Origin of the sequence: Blautia sp. KLE_1732_HM_1032, from assembly GCF_025147905.1 — a bacterium.
GTDB classification, from domain to species: Bacteria; Bacillota; Clostridia; order Lachnospirales; family Lachnospiraceae; genus Blautia_A; species Blautia_A fusiformis.
On sequence record NZ_CP102266.1, the window covers coordinates 715,436 to 731,760 of the forward strand.

Sequence of the window (16,325 nt, forward strand, 5' to 3'; positions counted from 1 at the left end):
CAAATTGTTTTTAAGAAACAGATAAATACATCTGATTTCAGAAAAATAAAAAAGTAGTTGACAAAAGACAGAAGATATGATAAAGTATCCAAGTCGTCAACAAAACGACAACAAAATCTTAACTCAAAAATGTTTGAAAAAAACTTAAAAAAGTGCTTGACAAACAAAAAGAGATGAGATAAAATAAACGAGCTGTCTGAGAGACAGACACAACAAACCTTGATAACTAAACAGTGAAACACATACGATTCTCGAAAATTTCTTTACATTTAAAGAACGGTTTAAACAAACCAAAAGCAGTAAAAACGAGAGATAGCCAAACGGTTGTCTTGAGTAAACGAATCAAACACTTCTTAAGCCTTTGGCTTAATCAGTGTGAGCTGCAATTAAGTTGATGCGAGCATCACTGAATTGCTAACACATTTTATCAGAGAGTTTGATCCTGGCTCAGGATGAACGCTGGCGGCGTGCTTAACACATGCAAGTCGAACGGGAAACCTTTTATTGAAGCTTCGGCAGATTTAGATTGTTTCTAGTGGCGGACGGGTGAGTAACGCGTGGGTAACCTGCCTTATACAGGGGGATAACAGTCAGAAATGACTGCTAATACCGCATAAGCGCACAGAGCTGCATGGCTCGGTGTGAAAAACTCCGGTGGTATAAGATGGACCCGCGTTGGATTAGCTAGTTGGTGAGGTAACGGCCCACCAAGGCGACGATCCATAGCCGGCCTGAGAGGGTGAACGGCCACATTGGGACTGAGACACGGCCCAGACTCCTACGGGAGGCAGCAGTGGGGAATATTGCACAATGGGGGAAACCCTGATGCAGCGACGCCGCGTGAAGGAAGAAGTATCTCGGTATGTAAACTTCTATCAGCAGGGAAGAAAATGACGGTACCTGACTAAGAAGCCCCGGCTAACTACGTGCCAGCAGCCGCGGTAATACGTAGGGGGCAAGCGTTATCCGGATTTACTGGGTGTAAAGGGAGCGTAGACGGATGGACAAGTCTGATGTGAAAGGCTGGGGCTCAACCCCGGGACTGCATTGGAAACTGCCCGTCTTGAGTGCCGGAGAGGTAAGCGGAATTCCTAGTGTAGCGGTGAAATGCGTAGATATTAGGAGGAACACCAGTGGCGAAGGCGGCTTACTGGACGGTAACTGACGTTGAGGCTCGAAAGCGTGGGGAGCAAACAGGATTAGATACCCTGGTAGTCCACGCGGTAAACGATGAATGCTAGGTGTCGGGTGACGAAGTCATTCGGTGCCGCCGCAAACGCATTAAGCATTCCACCTGGGGAGTACGTTCGCAAGAATGAAACTCAAAGGAATTGACGGGGACCCGCACAAGCGGTGGAGCATGTGGTTTAATTCGAAGCAACGCGAAGAACCTTACCAAGTCTTGACATCCCTCTGACCGACTCTTAACCGTGTCTTTCCTTCGGGACAGAGGAGACAGGTGGTGCATGGTTGTCGTCAGCTCGTGTCGTGAGATGTTGGGTTAAGTCCCGCAACGAGCGCAACCCCTATCCCCAGTAGCCAGCGGTTCGGCCGGGCACTCTGAGGAGACTGCCAGGGATAACCTGGAGGAAGGCGGGGATGACGTCAAATCATCATGCCCCTTATGATTTGGGCTACACACGTGCTACAATGGCGTAAACAAAGGGAAGCGAACCTGCGAGGGTGGGCAAATCCCAAAAATAACGTCCCAGTTCGGACTGTAGTCTGCAACCCGACTACACGAAGCTGGAATCGCTAGTAATCGCGGATCAGAATGCCGCGGTGAATACGTTCCCGGGTCTTGTACACACCGCCCGTCACACCATGGGAGTCAGTAACGCCCGAAGTCAGTGACCTAACCGCAAGGAAGGAGCTGCCGAAGGCGGGACCGATGACTGGGGTGAAGTCGTAACAAGGTAGCCGTATCGGAAGGTGCGGCTGGATCACCTCCTTTCTAAGGAAAAAGTAGAGTAATTGAAATGTGTTTTACTGTTGAGTTATCAAGGAAACTGAATAATGATATTTCTGGTAGCGATGCGCTTAGGGGACACACCCGTTCCCATCCCGAACACGACGGTTAAGACCTAAGCGGCCGATGGTACTGCACTGGAGACGGTGTGGGAGAGCAGGTGGCTGCCAGATCAAATGGGGATGTAGCTCAGTTGGGAGAGCACCTGCCTTGCAAGCAGGGGGTCGAGAGTTCGAATCTCTTCATCTCCACTGAAATCGAAAGATTTCAAGATGGGCTTATAGCTCAGCTGGTTAGAGCGCACGCCTGATAAGCGTGAGGTCGGTGGTTCGAGTCCACTTAAGCCCACTCGGGTGTTAAGTATTAAAGCCCGATATTGTACCTTGAAAACTGCATACATGAAATTTGATTAAGTTAATCAAATATCCTTAAACGCAAAGTATTAAGAAATTAATGCAAACGCAAAGATAGGAAGACATCGATTTATCTGTTATTGAACAGAGTAATCAAACACATGTCGGAAGATACGAGAGTATCGGAAGACACGAGAATCAAGAGACCGCATCACCTACGCTAGGGTGATGAAGCGAAAGGTCAAGCAATAAGGGCACAGGGCGGATGCCTTGGCACTAAGAGCCGATGAAAGACGTGATAAGCTGCGAAAAGCTTCGGGGAGGAGCAAATATCCCGTGATCCGGAGATGTCTGAATGGGGAAACCCGCATGAGCAGACCTCATGCATCCATACGCCAATCCATAACGTATGGAAGGGAACCCGGGGAACTGAAACATCTAAGTACCCGGAGGAAAAGAAAGAAACATCGATTCCGTAAGTAGCGGCGAGCGAACGCGGAGGAGCCTAAACCGGTGTGCGTGCATGCCGGGGTCATGGACTGCATTTAAGATTCAGCGAAGTTAACAGAACGGTTTTGGGAAAGCCGGCCGGAGAGGGTGAAAGCCCCGTACGTGAAAGCAGAGCTGACTGAGCAGGATCCGGAGTACCACGAGACACGAGGAACCTTGTGGGAAGTAAGGGGGACCACCCCCTAAGGCTAAATACTACTTAGTGACCGATAGCGCATAGTACTGTGAAGGAAAGGTGAAAAGGACCCCGGGAGGGGAGTGAAAGAGAACCTGAAACCCTGTGTCTACAAGCTGTGGAAGTACTTTATATGTACGACCGCGTACTTTTTGTAGAACGGTCCGGCGAGTTACGCTTACTGGCAAGGTTAAGCACTTCAGGTGTGGAGCCGTAGGGAAACCAAGTCTTAATAGGGCCAGAGTCAGTAGGAGTAGACCCGAAACCGGGTGATCTATCCATGTCCAGGTTGAAGCTGCCGTAAGAGGTAGTGGAGGACCGAACCCACATCCGTTGAAAAGGGTGGGGATGAGGTGTGGATAGGGGAGAAATTCCAATCGAACCCGGAGATAGCTGGTTCTCCTCGAAATAGCTTTAGGGCTAGCCTCGGTGTGAGTCTTGCGGAGGTAGAGCACTGAATTTCCTAGGGGGCGTCAAAGCCTACCGAAGAATATCAAACTCCGAATGCCGTGTAGATATCACCGGGAGTCAGACTGCACGAGATAAGTTGGGCGGTCAAAAGGGAAAGAGCCCAGACCTACAGTTAAGGTCCCAAAGTGCGCGTTAAGTGGAAAAGGATGTGGGATTTCGAAGACAACCAGGATGTTGGCTCAGAAGCAGCCATACATTCAAAGAGTGCGTAATAGCTCACTGGTCGAGAGGTCCTGCGCCGAAAATGTCCGGGGCTGAAACGCGCCACCGAAACTAAGGAATCTGAAAAGATTGGTAGAGGAGCATTGCATGCGGGAAGAAGCAGTACCGGAAGGAGCTGTGGACTGCATGGAAGAGAGAATGCCGGAATGAGTAGCGAGATAGAGGTGGGAATCCTCTAGGCCGAATATCCAAGGTTTCCAGGGTAAAGCTGATCTGCCCTGGGTGAGTCGGGACCTAAGGTGAGGGCGAGAGCCGTAGCCGATGGACAACAGGTTGATATTCCTGTACTGCAGTATGACAGAACTGTGGGGACACGTAAGGAGAGCGGGAGCCGGGAATGGAAAGCCCGGTACAAGCGAGGTACCAGTCACATAGGAAAATCCGTGTGGCAATGGGAAGACGTGATGTGGAGCGAAGATTAGTAGCGAAGCCCGTGAGCCATGCGTCAAGAAAAGCCGCTATCGTTCATATTGTACCCGTACCGTAAACCGACACAGGTGGATGAGGAGAGAATCCTAAGGCCGGCGGAAGAAGTATTGCCAAGGAACTCGGCAAAATGGCCCCGTAACTTAGGGAGAAGGGGTGCCTGCGAGAGCAGGCCGCAGAGAATAGGCTCAAGCAACTGTTTAGCAAAAACACAGGTCTATGCGAAACCGAAAGGTGAGGTATATGGGCTGACGCCTGCCCGGTGCTGGAAGGTTAAGAGGAGAGGTTAGACGTAAGTCGAAGCTTTGAATTTAAGCCCCAGTAAACGGCGGCCGTAACTATAACGGTCCTAAGGTAGCGAAATTCCTTGTCGGGTAAGTTCCGACCCGCACGAAAGGCGTAATGATTTGAGCGCTGTCTCGGCAATACATCCGGTGAAATTGAAGTGCCAGTGAAGATGCTGGCTACCCGCGCCAGGACGGAAAGACCCCATGGAGCTTTACTCCAGTTTGGCACTGGGGTCCGGTGTTGCATGTACAGGATAGGTGGGAGGCTGAGAAACGGTAACGTCAGTTGCCGCGGAGCCGCTGTTGGGATACCACCCTTGTGATATTGGGCTTCTAACCAGCCGCCGTAATCCGGCGGTGGGACAATGCCAGGCGGGGAGTTTGACTGGGGCGGTCGCCTCCGAAAGGGTATCGGAGGCGCCCAAAGGTTCCCTCAGAATGGACGGAAACCATTCGAAGAGTGCAAAGGCAGAAGGGAGCTTGACTGCGACACCGACGGGTGGAGCAGGTACGAAAGTAGGGCTTAGTGATCCGGTGGTATTAAGTGGGAATGCCATCGCTCAACGGATAAAAGCTACCCTGGGGATAACAGGCTTATCACTCCCAAGAGTTCACATCGACGGAGTGGTTTGGCACCTCGATGTCGGCTCATCGCATCCTGGGGCTGTAGTAGGTCCCAAGGGTTGGGCTGTTCGCCCATTAAAGCGGTACGCGAGCTGGGTTCAGAACGTCGTGAGACAGTTCGGTCCCTATCCGGCGTGGGCGTAGGATATCTGAGAGGAGCTGTCCTTAGTACGAGAGGACCGGGATGGACGGACCGCTGGTGGACCGGTTGGCTTGCCAAAGCCATGGCCGGGTAGCCAAGTCCGGAAGGGATAAACGCTGAAGGCATCTAAGCGTGAAGCCCCCCTCAAGATGAGATATCCCATTCTTAGTGAAGTAAACCCCCTTGAAGACGACGAGGTAGATAGGGCAGAGGTGGAAGTGTGGTAACACATGGAGCTGACTGTTACTAATCGGGTGAGGGCTTGACCAACCAGCCGAGGAAGCGGGCAGGATGTAACAGAAATGGGGCGGAACAAGCTTGTTTGTGGAGAACCATTTATGGTACAGACTGAACATTTGCGAAGCAAATGACATCGAACGACGGAGTCGTGAGATGACCACCGCTGGAGTATCGGTACGCAGGTTAGAATTGATTCAAAGAGTTTGATTAACGATCAACAAGCATGTATGTAGTTTTTAAGGTACAAACCTTAATTAAATATTTAAGTAATCCTCCTTAGCTCAGTCGGTAGAGCATGCGGCTGTTAACCGCAGTGTCGTTGGTTCGAGTCCAACAGGGGGAGTTTTTTTTGTTTCCTGTAAATGTAACAGTTTATGGGATTTTTTTATGCTTGATCTGTGACAGGATAAGGATGTAAAAACGTGCAGATATAAATAAGATACATTTATATCTGCACGTTTATTTTTGTAACTACAAATAGAAATATTGACTGTTAGAGATAATCAATAAATTTATAAAGCTATGACAGAGAAATTCTGGCTTATCGAATGAAATTAGTCATGATCTTTTGCTCTGTCTCCGGAGCGTCGATACCGGCCTTTTTACCGGCTTCAATACATTTTAACAGCCATGCCATGTTATTGCCTAATGTACGCATGATCTGGAGGCCTTCAGCGTCTTTTCTGACGTCATCCGGGGTATTGCCGTGAACCATTGTCCAGTAGTTTCCGGACACGACAGGCATCTGATGATAGGTAAAGTATTTGATCAGAACATCCAGAGTAGCAGTAGTACCGGCACGTCTTGCGGAAGCAACAGCTGCGGCAGGCTTGTGGATCATATCCTTTCCGGCCTTGGAAGCGAATTTATCCATGAATTCGATGATCTGTCCGGAAGGAGAAGCCCAGTAAACCGGAGAACCAACAATAAGGGCGTCAGCCTCTTTCATAATGGCAGCTGCGGCAGCAACGTTTTCCTGAGAAGGATCCCCGGCCTGGAAGATTTCTGCCTCCACACCGTTCTTCTTTAAGGTTTTTGCGATCTCTGTAAGAGCTGTATAAGTGCAGCCTTCTTTGCGAGGACTGCCGTTGAGTAATAAAACTTTCATTATTGTCATCCTTTCATATGATTTTTTAAGTCATCATACTTTCAATTATATACAGAGAAAAAATAATGTCAATGTTTGAAAAAAACAGAAAAAATTTTTCCGGGTAGGGTTTGAGAAAGAAAATACAAACCCTTGGAAAGCCCATTTTATAAGGCTTTTCGGCCTGTTTTCCGGCTTTGTAAAAAAAATTGAAATTTTTCAAAAAAAAGCTTGCAATTATAAAAAAGGTATGGTATTATTTAACTCGTCGCTGAGGGAAATACAAAACAGCGAAACATAAAAAAGAAATATGGCTCCATGGTCAAGCGGTTAAGACACCGCCCTTTCACGGCGGTAACAGGGGTTCAAATCCCCTTGGAGTCACTTAAAACTAAACTGGATATTCATTGACTCGATTCAACATTTGGTGTTTAATACGCCGATGTGGCTCAATTGGCAGAGCAGCTGATTTGTAATCAGCAGGTTATCGGTTCGAGTCCGATCATCGGCTTTTTGGACCTTTAGCTCAGTTGGTTAGAGCAACCGGCTCATAACCGGTCGGTCCTGGGTTCGAGTCCCCGAAGGTCCATTTTAAAAGTTTTATATTTTGTATGGCCCAGTGGCTCAGTTGGTTAGAGCGCCGCCCTGTCACGGCGGAGGTCGAGAGTTCGAGTCTCTTCTGGGTCGTTCATATTTGGGGTCTTAGCTCAGCTGGGAGAGCATCTGCCTTACAAGCAGAGGGTCATAGGTTCGAGCCCTATAGGCCCCATTTTTGAACAAATTAATTGAATATGCGGGTATGGTGGAATAGGCAGACACAAGAGACTTAAAATCTCTCGGGGGCAACTCCGTGCCGGTTCAAGTCCGGCTACCCGCAGTATCAGTAAGATTCCTTTTTAGGGATCTTTTTTTGTATCATAAAATTTATTGATGAAAACGGGAAAATATTCCTAGCTTATTGGTAGGGATATTGACAAGGCTATTTTCCCATGATAGAATCCTGACAGTTGTAAAACAAATCGGACAGATATAAAAAATATATCCGTTGTCAGTATAAATATACATGGAAAGAATATAAGGAGAAGTCAGAAAATGCTGAATCAGTTTTCAAGAACAGAATTATTAATCGGAAAAGAAGGAATGGAAAAGCTGAAAAATTCCAGAGTTGCAGTATTCGGAATTGGCGGTGTTGGCGGATATACGGTGGAAGCACTGGTCAGAAGTGGCGTAGGTACCCTGGATCTCATTGATGATGATAAAGTATGCCTCACCAATATCAATCGCCAGATTTACGCAACAAGAAAGACCGTAGGAAAATATAAAGTTGACGTGGCCAGAGAACGTATTCTTGAAATTAATCCGGATGCAGTTGTAAATATCCACAAAACATTTTATGTGCCGGAGACAGCGGATTCCTTTGATTTTTCCCAGTATGATTATGTAGTCGATGCGATCGACACTGTAACCGGAAAGCTGATGCTCGTAGAGCAGGCAAAGGCTTCAAGAACACCGATCATCAGCTCTATGGGGGCCGGAAATAAGATGGATCCAACAGGTTTTATAGTGACAGATATTTATAAAACGTCCGTCTGTCCCCTTGCAAAGGTCATGCGCCGTGAACTGAAAAAAAGAGGAATCAAAAAACTGAAGGTGGTTTACTCACAGGAGAAGCCAATGACTCCAATTGATGATATGGCGATCAGCTGCAAGTCTCATTGCATCTGTCCTCCGGGAACAGAAAGAAAATGTACTCAGAGACGTCAGGTACCGGGAAGTAATGCCTTTGTGCCTTCCGTAGTGGGACTGATCATTGCCGGTGAGGTTGTAAAGGATCTTATTAAATAGAAATTGGATCATTCTGTGTTACTGAGAACGGAATGAACAGTAACCATTCTGTAAGAACAGATATTGCATGTATACTTATATTGTGCAATATCTGTTTTTTTGTGATAAAATATTTTTTACAGATAGTTTTGTAAATAAAAGAGAAGGACAGATAAAGTATGGGGATCGTTGAAAAATTTATAAAAGAAGGACAGCTGACAAAGGAAGAATATCCGGAACTTCTGCACTTATACCAGGATCCGGATACGGTTCGTCTGCTTCGGGAAGAGGCTGTCCGTATACAGAAAAAATATTTTGGAAATAAAATATATACAAGAGGTCTGATAGAATTTACCAATTACTGCAGAAATGACTGCTATTACTGCGGGATCCGCCGTTCTAATAGGAATGCCAGCCGTTACCGCCTTACAAAGGAAGAAATCCTGCAGTGCTGCGAGAATGGCTATGAGCTGGGATTTCGGACATTTGTGCTCCAGGGAGGGGAAGACCCATGGTTTAATGATGACCGGATGGTTGACATCATCCGGCCCATCAAACAGGGATATCCGGACTGTGCGATCACGCTATCCATTGGGGAGAAATCAAAAGAAAGCTATCAGAGATTTAAAGATGCCGGAGCAGACCGCTATTTACTCCGTCATGAGACGGCCAGTGAGGAACATTATCGTTATCTTCATCCGGAGAGTTTAAGTCTTGCAAACCGTAAACAGTGTCTTTATACCCTGAAGGAACTGGGATATCAGATAGGTGCCGGATTTATGGTAGGTGCGCCGGGACAGACGCTGGAGTATCTGGCGGAAGACCTTGTTTTTCTTAAAGACCTGAATCCGCATATGGTGGGGATCGGACCATTTGTCCCGCACCATGATACGAAATTTGCAGAGGAACCGGCAGGAAGTGTGGACCTGACACTGTTTCTGCTGTCTGTCATCCGGATCCTGCTTCCACAGGTACTTCTTCCGGCAACCACAGCACTGGGGACCCTGGACCCCAGAGGCAGGGAAAAGGGTTTTCAGGCGGGTGCAAATGTAGTAATGCCCAATCTTTCTCCGGTGAAGAACCGTAAACAGTATGAGCTTTATGATAACAAGATCTGTACAGGCGAGGAAGCAGCAGAGTGCAGAGGGTGCCTTACCAGACGTGTGGAGTCTGTAGGCTATGAAATCGTTACAGACCGTGGAGATTCCCCGATGACAGATTGACACGGGGTACAAAATACTTTCTTTTTTCAGCGATTTAAGGTAAAATATCAGTAAGATCAGATTGCTAAAAAATTAACAGCTGGTCAGAAATAAGCGGAATTTTCCTGCAAAGCGGAATGCAGGAAAAATGATGGAGTGCGTAAAATATGGAAAAATCAGAAAATGCTGTGCGGAGCAGACTTCTGGAAGCGGGGAAGGAAGAATTCAGAGACAGGGGATTTCTGAAGGCTTCTCTTCGTGCGATCTGCAAAAAAGCAGAGGTGACTACGGGAGCGCTATATTTCTTTTTTGAAAGTAAAGCAGCTCTTTTTGAAGAAATCGTGGAAGAGACGGTAGAGGATCTGAAGCGGATCATGGGAGACTTTACGGATCAGGAAAAACAACTGCATCCGGAAGAATATGACAGGATACTTATGGAATTTATCTGGGAAAACAGGGACATCGCAAAAATCCTCATAGATGGAGCTGAAGGTACCAGATATGTGAATTTCCGTGAGGATGCCTGTACGAAAATGGAGCAGATCCTTAATGAACGTTTTCAAAAGGAATGTGGACAAGAAGTTGATCACGAGCTGGTACATATCCTGGTACAGATGAAATTTCAGGGATATTGTGAACTGCTCCGGGGAAACTGCTCCAGGGAAAAACTCCTGGAAATTTCCAGAATTCTGCAGATATGTTCTAGCCAGTGCCTTCTGGCAATTGAGGCAGAACTAAACAGAAAGCAGTAAAAACCATTGCTCATTCTCCTAAAGTATGTTATGATTAACTTGGTTAGTTTTAACAAACCGAGGGAGGTGTAAATAACGTGAGATCAAATGAATCATCTGAAGATTATTTGGAAACGATCCTGATCCTTGGAAACAGGAGCTCTCTTGTAAGAGCTGTGGATATCGCGGCAGAGATGGGCTTTAAGAAACCGAGTGTCAGTGTTGCCATGAAGAATCTTCGCCAGAAAAATCTCATCACAGTAGCCGACAACGGAGATATCCGTCTGACAGAGGACGGACATAAGATTGCCGATAAGGTATATGAACGTCATCAGCTGATCTCTTCCTGGCTGATGATACTGGGAGTCCAGGAAAAAACAGCGATTCATGATGCCTGCAGGATCGAGCACATAATCAGTGAGGAGAGCTTTCAGGCATTGAAAAAGGCAGTTTATGAGCTGAGGGAGCAGCAGGCTGTGCTCCATGGAGAAACCGCGGATCAGGTTTGATCCCTGCAGCAGAAGCTATCAGGAATTGACAACTGAAAAAATAAGAATATAATGGAAATCCAGGTTATGAAATGGAGGATACCAAAAGATGAAATTACTTTTTATACGACATGGAGACCCGGATTACACAATAGATTCCCTGACCGAAAAGGGCTGGAAGGAAGCGGAATTTCTTTCTGAAAAGATCGCAGCTCTTGATGTCAGGGATTTTTATGTTTCTCCGCTTGGAAGAGCAAAGGATACCGCATCCTGCACACTGAAGAAAAACGGAAGAACAGCTACAGAATGCAAGTGGCTGAGAGAATTCGACGTAAAGATCAGAAGACCGGATCTTCATGGGGAAAAGATCATTCCCTGGGACTGGCTTCCCCAGGACTGGACGAAGATCGAAAATTTCTACAGCTTTGACCGCTGGTGGGATAATGACATCCTGCGAGAGGGAAAAATGAAAGAAGAGTATGACTGGGTCACACAGAATTTTGATAAAGTTCTGGCAGAGCATGGCTATGTGCGGGAAGGACATTATTACAGAGCAGAAAAAGCCAATGAAGATACGCTTGTGTTTTTCTGCCATTTTGGTGTAAGTTGTGTACTCATCAGCTATCTTCTCAGTATCTCTCCACTGGTGATGCTGCAGAATTTCTGTGCGGCGCCGTCATCGGTGAGCACCATTGTTACAGAGGAGAGGCGAAAAGGGATCGCGTCCTTCCGTATGAGCTCTTTTGGAGACATTTCTCATTTGTATGCGCATCAGGAGCCGCCGGCTTTTGCTGCCAGATTCTGTGAGACATATGATAACAAAGAGCAGAGACACGACTAAAAAGCGAAAGAAACGGCTGTAATATTTCGGGTTTTTCTGGAAGACCATGGTAAATAATGATCAGCAGGATTATTTTGGAAAATGATTAGACTTCGTTAATAAATTTTATAAATTTATTAGAAATTGTACAAATTTCTCTCACATTTATCCTGTATGATATAAACATCTTAAGAGAACAGAAGCTCTTAAGAAAAACTCTTTCCTTTCCCTAAAATATGTATGAAGATAAACCACCGTTCCATTGGCAAGACAGAGCCGACAGGACGGTGGTTTTGCATTGCAGAAAAAAACTGCCGAATGACAGAGGAGATAAAGATTTCCAATGTTTATCGGCAGCGTTTTTTTGTTGTTTGAGATTTATTGGATATACAGCTTCAGGCACAGCTACGGCCTACGATAGCGGTTAAAGCAGGAATATATTTCCTGGATCCTGGGCATGGCATAACCGCATGGAATATAAGAGCCTTCCGAGAAGAAGGACAATCCCTGCCTTTTCAGCTGAGTATCCAGATAAGTGATGATCTCCGGCAGAGTACGTTTTCCGTCAATGAGATGTTCGCAGGCATATTTCAGAAGCAACGCCAGGGATGCAGTTTGCTCGGAGTCGATCAGCTGCTCCACATAGCGGAGATCCACTTCGGTTTTTCCAAGAGAAAAGCCATCTTTGCCGTGAACCTTGGTTTTCAGTCTTTCCGGCTGTCCGGGACGGCTGTGGCGGGATGGAGCCACTTTGGCCCTGGTCATGATGCGATGGCTTTCCGGAAGGCGGAATGCAGGGGCCTCAATGTCTGAGAGAGGATATTCCTGACAGAGCTTTTTGGTGACTGCTGTGATGTCCACCGGATGATAATTATCCATCTGGATCACAGTATCCGCAATATGGAAAAAAGCTCCGGAGCTTCCGGCAACCAGGATAGTGGAGATCCCTGCCTTTTCATAGAGATCCCGGGCACGTTCCAGAAATGGAGTGATGGGCTCCTTTTCCCGGCAGATCACCCGCTGCATGAAGGAATCACGGACCATAAAGTTGGTGGCAGAGGTATCCTCGTCAAGGAGAAAGACTTTACTTCCGGCCTCCATACTTTCCACGATACCGGCAGCCTGTGAAGTGCTGCCGCTGGCATCCTCTGTAGAAAAGCAGAGGGTGTCTTTTTTATTTGGAAGATCGTTGATAAAAAGAGAAATGTCCACATCTTTGATAAAACGGCCGTCCTCAGAGCGAAGCTTCTGTGCAGAAGGATCGGTAATGACATACTCCCGGCCATCGCCGGAAATGTGATCGTAAATTCCCAGCTCCAGTGCGTTAAGTAAGGTGGATTTGCCATGGTAGCCGCCACCTACGATCAAGGTGATGCCACAGGGAATGCCCATGCCTGTTATGGTTCCTCTGTGGGGCAGCTCCATGGAAACCCTCAGGCTTTCCGGAGAAACAAAAGGAACAGAGTTTTTCATCGGGCGTGAAGAGATGCCGCTTTCCCTGGGGAGGATAGCGCCGTCACTGACAAAGGCAGCCAGAGAACGTTTTTTCAGCTCCTGACGGATAAATGCCTGATCTTCGGCAAGGCAGATGGCTTTTCTCAGCGCTTCCGGGTCAAGATTCCGGTAAAAAAATGCCTTGTGAATACAGACCGGAAGAAAATCGAAGAGGATTTTTTCCAGTTCGGGGGAATTGATGGTTCTGCCATTGGCCGGGAAACCGATGAAGAAACGGGCAGTGATGCCTTTTTCCGTTATTTCACAGGCGGTACGTGCAAGAACCTCCTGACCACAGTGGCTTACTGAGATCAGGCCGCTTTTTCCGGAGCCTTTTGCACGGAAGGTATAACGGTTTACCTGCTGTTCAAACTGGCGGTTCAGAAAGTCTCCCAGTGTGATGCGGGTCAGGGAATCCTTATAATATTCTGCCGGAAATCCGGTGTCTCGGTGGGAAAGCTTCACACTGATGTGAGAGGGAGAGGCAAAAGGATCCCCCTGCACGTGGTCAATGGACAAAATATAACGGTCAAACTGGTATGCACCCCGCAGAGACTTGTATGCAGGATAGCTTTTGCGGTTGATGCTGTGAAGAAGCTCTTTTAGCTGAGCAGATGCTTGCATGTTGTTTCCTCCTTTGCCCTGTTGGAGCATACAGGTAAAGTCTACGGTGAAACAGAAAGCTTTCCGTGTGTGAGATACCTGAAAATTTTGGATACAGGGCCAATTCTTAAGAACTACTATAACGAATCATAAAGATTTTGTAAAGAATGGGAATTGCGGTGGAAATTCGTAAATGTTTGACCTATAATAGTAGACAGATTGCAGATAATATGATGAGAAACGGCAGCTGCCGGAAGCTATAAAGAAAGGTGGACCACTAAAATGGAAAGAAGAAATGCGTGGCTTTCTTATAAGGAAGCAGAAGAAACAGAAATGGAGAAGCTTGCGAAGGCTTACAGAGAATTTTTGGATAAAGGAAAAACGGAACGGGAATGTGTTGCAGAAATCGTGAAGGAAGCAGAGGCTGCCGGATATGAATCTCTTGAGTCGAAGCTTGAAAAAGGCGAGAAGATCAAGGCCGGTGACAAGGTTTATGCGGTAGGGATGAAGAAGATCGTTGCTCTGTTTCATGTAGGAACGGAAGAGCTTTCCGGAGGTATGAGCATTCTCTGTGCACATATCGATTCTCCGCGACTGGATGTCAAGCAGAATCCTCTGTACGAGGATACGGATCTGGCTTATCTGGATACCCATTATTATGGTGGTGTAAAGAAATACCAGTGGGTGACACTGCCTCTTGCCATGCATGGTGTTGTTGCAAAGAAGGACGGAAGCATTGTGGAGATCAGCATTGGTGAGGATGCGGAAGATCCGGTACTTTACATCACAGATCTTCTGATCCATCTTTCCGGAAAACAGCTCCAGAAAAAGGCAGCAGAGGTTATTGAGGGTGAGATGCTGGATATCCTGATCGGCAGCAGACCTCTTGCAGAGCTTCCGGATGATTCCAAAAAGGATGCGGTAAAACAGAATGTGCTGAAAATTTTAAATGAGAAGTATGGTATTGAGGAAGAGGACTTTCTTTCAGCAGAGCTGGAGATCGTTCCGGCAGGAAAGGCAAGAGACTGTGGACTTGACCGCAGCATGATCGCAGCATATGGACAGGATGATCGTGTATGCGCTTACACATCCCTTGCGGCAATGCTGGAGATGGAGGAGACACCGAAGCGTACCAGCTGCTGTCTCCTTGTAGATAAGGAAGAGATCGGAAGCGTTGGTGCCACAGGCATGCAGTCCAGATTTTTTGAGAACAGCGTGGCAGAGCTTCTGGACGGAATGGGCTGCTATTCCGAGCTTGCATTAAGAAGAGCTCTCCGTAATTCCAGCATGCTTTCTTCCGATGTAAGTGCCGGCTATGATCCGGCCTATGGTGAGGCTTTTGAGAAAAAGAATGCAGCATATCTTGGACGCGGTATCGTTCTTAATAAGTTCACCGGGGCAAGAGGAAAATCCGGTTCCAACGATGCCAATGCAGAGTACGTTGCAAGAGTTCGCAGGATTTTTGATGATCACAATGTTGCTTTCCAGACAGCAGAGCTTGGAAAGGTTGATTTTGGCGGAGGCGGAACCATCGCTTATATTGCGGCACTTTACGGAATGGAGGTTATCGACAGTGGCGTAGCAGTGCTGAGTATGCATGCTCCGTGGGAGGTTACCAGCAAGGCAGATGTATATGAGGCATACAAGGCATATAAGGCGTTTTTACTTGATGCATAAACAGATGTATAAATGTGTGTCAGTTCTGAAGACATTCAGGTAATCTTTTCGTTACAGATCAATGAGCGGGGGTTTCCCGGAAATGACAGAGCAGTCTGCCTGCTGCTGTTTTGGCTTGGAGCGTTCTGACGAGAAACAGCAGTATCCCCTGCAGACTTCGCTCTGTATTTTTAACCTGATCAGGGAAGCTCTCTGTTTCAATGGCGAAAAGCAATAAGCAGAGGAGGGGCTTGCCTGGGACTGATTTACTTTACAAGGAGTAATTTTATTATGGAAGATGCATTGGTACGGGTAGTAGATCTGTGCAAGGTTTACAATCCCGGAGAAAATGAGGTGCGGGCGCTGGATCATGTGAATCTGGAGATCCATAAGGGTGAATTTGTGGCTATTATCGGACAGTCCGGTTCCGGAAAATCCACCTTTATGAACATGCTGGGCTGTCTGGATGTCCCCACCTCCGGGAAATATTATCTGAATGGAACAGATGTATCCACAATGAAGGATAATGATCTCTCGGTGGTACGAAATAAGGAGATTGGTTTTATCTTTCAGGGCTTTAATCTGATCGCAAATCTTACGGCGCTGGAAAACGTGGAGCTTCCTCTGATCTATCGTGGGATCGACCGGAAAACAAGAAGAAAGCTTGCTGTGGAATCTCTTAAAAAAGTCGGACTTGAGAAACGTATGGATCATAAGCCAAACGAAATGTCAGGGGGACAGCAGCAGCGTGTGGCTATTGCCAGAGCTATCGCAGCCAGGCCGCCGGTGATCCTGGCAGATGAACCAACGGGAAATCTGGACTCTGCATCCAGCAGGGAAATTATGGAAATCCTGAAGGGAATGCACAGATCAGGAGAAACCTTGATCCTGATCACCCATGATAATGGAATCGCGGCTCAGGCCAGACGTGTGGTCCGGATCATGGATGGAAAAATTGAATCAGATACGATCAACGAGGAATTCGTCGAGGAGGCTTAAGA

Annotated in this window: 9 protein-coding genes, 9 tRNA genes and 3 rRNA genes; 19 read left to right on the forward strand and 2 right to left on the reverse strand. The window is 47.0% G+C overall.

Going from position 1 to position 16,325, the window contains the following annotated elements:
- Nucleotides 1-424 precede the first annotated feature (424 nt).
- The 6 genes from NQ489_RS03565 to NQ489_RS03590 all read left to right on the forward strand — a co-directional run bounded on the left by NQ489_RS03565 (nt 425) and on the right by NQ489_RS03590 (nt 5,762).
- Nucleotides 425-1,954: ribosomal RNA gene (locus NQ489_RS03565) — 16S ribosomal RNA — on the forward strand.
- A 70-nt stretch (nt 1,955-2,024) separates the two neighbouring features.
- Nucleotides 2,025-2,142: ribosomal RNA gene (gene rrf, locus NQ489_RS03570) — 5S ribosomal RNA — on the forward strand.
- A 5-nt stretch (nt 2,143-2,147) separates the two neighbouring features.
- Nucleotides 2,148-2,220 (forward strand) — tRNA-Ala (locus NQ489_RS03575).
- A gap of 23 nt (nt 2,221-2,243) precedes the next feature.
- Nucleotides 2,244-2,317: transfer RNA gene (locus NQ489_RS03580), tRNA-Ile, on the forward strand.
- Between the two features lie 244 nt (nt 2,318-2,561).
- A 23S ribosomal RNA gene (locus tag NQ489_RS03585) occupies nt 2,562-5,449 on the forward strand.
- Together the 16S, 23S and 5S rRNA genes with 3 tRNA genes alongside form the textbook arrangement of a ribosomal RNA operon.
- Nucleotides 5,450-5,689: 240 nt before the next feature.
- Nucleotides 5,690-5,762 (forward strand) — tRNA-Asn (locus NQ489_RS03590).
- A gap of 198 nt (nt 5,763-5,960) precedes the next feature.
- Here NQ489_RS03590 and NQ489_RS03595 read toward each other — a convergent pair.
- Nucleotides 5,961-6,527 (reverse strand): flavodoxin family protein, encoded by a 567-nt coding sequence (locus tag NQ489_RS03595; protein WP_044960541.1) that lies wholly within the window; start codon nt 6,525-6,527, stop codon nt 5,961-5,963.
- 291 nt (nt 6,528-6,818) lie between these two features.
- Between NQ489_RS03595 and NQ489_RS03600 the strand changes: the two genes are divergently transcribed.
- The 11 genes from NQ489_RS03600 (at nt 6,819) to NQ489_RS03650 (ending at nt 11,592) form a co-directional block, all read left to right on the forward strand.
- Nucleotides 6,819-6,890, forward strand: a tRNA-Glu gene (locus NQ489_RS03600).
- Nucleotides 6,891-6,944: 54 nt separating this feature from the next.
- Nucleotides 6,945-7,017: transfer RNA gene (locus tag NQ489_RS03605), tRNA-Thr, on the forward strand.
- Nucleotides 7,018-7,021: 4 nt separating this feature from the next.
- Nucleotides 7,022-7,095 (forward strand) — tRNA-Ile (locus NQ489_RS03610).
- Nucleotides 7,096-7,119: 24 nt separating this feature from the next.
- Nucleotides 7,120-7,193: transfer RNA gene (locus tag NQ489_RS03615), tRNA-Asp, on the forward strand.
- 9 nt (nt 7,194-7,202) lie between these two features.
- Nucleotides 7,203-7,275, forward strand: a tRNA-Val gene (locus tag NQ489_RS03620).
- Nucleotides 7,276-7,299: 24 nt separating this feature from the next.
- Nucleotides 7,300-7,383 (forward strand) — tRNA-Leu (locus NQ489_RS03625).
- A gap of 215 nt (nt 7,384-7,598) precedes the next feature.
- Nucleotides 7,599-8,351 carry a tRNA threonylcarbamoyladenosine dehydratase gene (locus tag NQ489_RS03630; RefSeq protein WP_021650247.1) on the forward strand — a complete coding sequence of 251 codons (753 nt, stop codon included), beginning with the start codon at nt 7,599-7,601 and terminating at the stop codon, nt 8,349-8,351.
- A 158-nt stretch (nt 8,352-8,509) separates the two neighbouring features.
- Nucleotides 8,510-9,553 (forward strand): [FeFe] hydrogenase H-cluster radical SAM maturase HydE, encoded by a 1,044-nt coding sequence (gene hydE, locus NQ489_RS03635; RefSeq protein ID WP_021650248.1) that lies wholly within the window; start codon nt 8,510-8,512, stop codon nt 9,551-9,553.
- Between the two features lie 146 nt (nt 9,554-9,699).
- Nucleotides 9,700-10,284, forward strand: a complete 585-nt coding sequence (locus tag NQ489_RS03640) for a TetR/AcrR family transcriptional regulator (protein ID WP_021650249.1) — start codon at nt 9,700-9,702, stop codon at nt 10,282-10,284.
- 77 nt (nt 10,285-10,361) lie between these two features.
- Nucleotides 10,362-10,772 carry a metal-dependent transcriptional regulator gene (locus NQ489_RS03645; RefSeq protein WP_021650250.1) on the forward strand — a complete coding sequence of 137 codons (411 nt, stop codon included), beginning with the start codon at nt 10,362-10,364 and terminating at the stop codon, nt 10,770-10,772.
- A gap of 88 nt (nt 10,773-10,860) precedes the next feature.
- Complete coding sequence (locus tag NQ489_RS03650; RefSeq protein ID WP_021650251.1) at nt 10,861-11,592, forward strand: histidine phosphatase family protein; 732 nt, start codon at nt 10,861-10,863, stop codon at nt 11,590-11,592.
- A gap of 384 nt (nt 11,593-11,976) precedes the next feature.
- Here NQ489_RS03650 and NQ489_RS03655 read toward each other — a convergent pair whose 3' ends face one another.
- Nucleotides 11,977-13,689 carry an ABC-ATPase domain-containing protein gene (locus NQ489_RS03655; RefSeq protein WP_044960544.1) on the reverse strand — a complete coding sequence of 571 codons (1,713 nt, stop codon included), beginning with the start codon at nt 13,687-13,689 and terminating at the stop codon, nt 11,977-11,979.
- Nucleotides 13,690-13,950: 261 nt separating this feature from the next.
- Here NQ489_RS03655 and NQ489_RS03660 point away from each other — a divergent pair, with 261 nt between their 5' ends.
- Together NQ489_RS03660 and NQ489_RS03665 are read left to right on the forward strand one after the other, a co-directional pair.
- Nucleotides 13,951-15,345, forward strand: a complete 1,395-nt coding sequence (locus NQ489_RS03660) for an aminopeptidase (RefSeq protein WP_021650255.1) — start codon at nt 13,951-13,953, stop codon at nt 15,343-15,345.
- Nucleotides 15,346-15,615: 270 nt separating this feature from the next.
- Nucleotides 15,616-16,323 carry an ABC transporter ATP-binding protein gene (locus tag NQ489_RS03665; RefSeq protein WP_021650257.1) on the forward strand — a complete coding sequence of 236 codons (708 nt, stop codon included), beginning with the start codon at nt 15,616-15,618 and terminating at the stop codon, nt 16,321-16,323.
- The last annotated feature ends 2 nt before the right edge of the window (nt 16,324-16,325 follow it).

What these genes read in the sequence shown, in the direction of transcription:
- NQ489_RS03595 (WP_044960541.1), bottom strand. Translation starts at nt 6,527, where the DNA reads ATGAAAGTTTTATTACTCAACGGCAGTCCTCGCAAAGAAGGCTGCACT.
- NQ489_RS03630 (WP_021650247.1), top strand. Translation starts at nt 7,599, where the DNA reads ATGCTGAATCAGTTTTCAAGAACAGAATTATTAATCGGAAAAGAAGGA.
- hydE (WP_021650248.1), top strand. Translation starts at nt 8,510, where the DNA reads ATGGGGATCGTTGAAAAATTTATAAAAGAAGGACAGCTGACAAAGGAA.
- NQ489_RS03640 (WP_021650249.1), top strand. Translation starts at nt 9,700, where the DNA reads ATGGAAAAATCAGAAAATGCTGTGCGGAGCAGACTTCTGGAAGCGGGG.
- NQ489_RS03650 (WP_021650251.1), top strand. Translation starts at nt 10,861, where the DNA reads ATGAAATTACTTTTTATACGACATGGAGACCCGGATTACACAATAGAT.
- NQ489_RS03655 (WP_044960544.1), bottom strand. Translation starts at nt 13,689, where the DNA reads ATGCAAGCATCTGCTCAGCTAAAAGAGCTTCTTCACAGCATCAACCGC.
- NQ489_RS03660 (WP_021650255.1), top strand. Translation starts at nt 13,951, where the DNA reads ATGGAAAGAAGAAATGCGTGGCTTTCTTATAAGGAAGCAGAAGAAACA.
- NQ489_RS03665 (WP_021650257.1), top strand. Translation starts at nt 15,616, where the DNA reads ATGGAAGATGCATTGGTACGGGTAGTAGATCTGTGCAAGGTTTACAAT.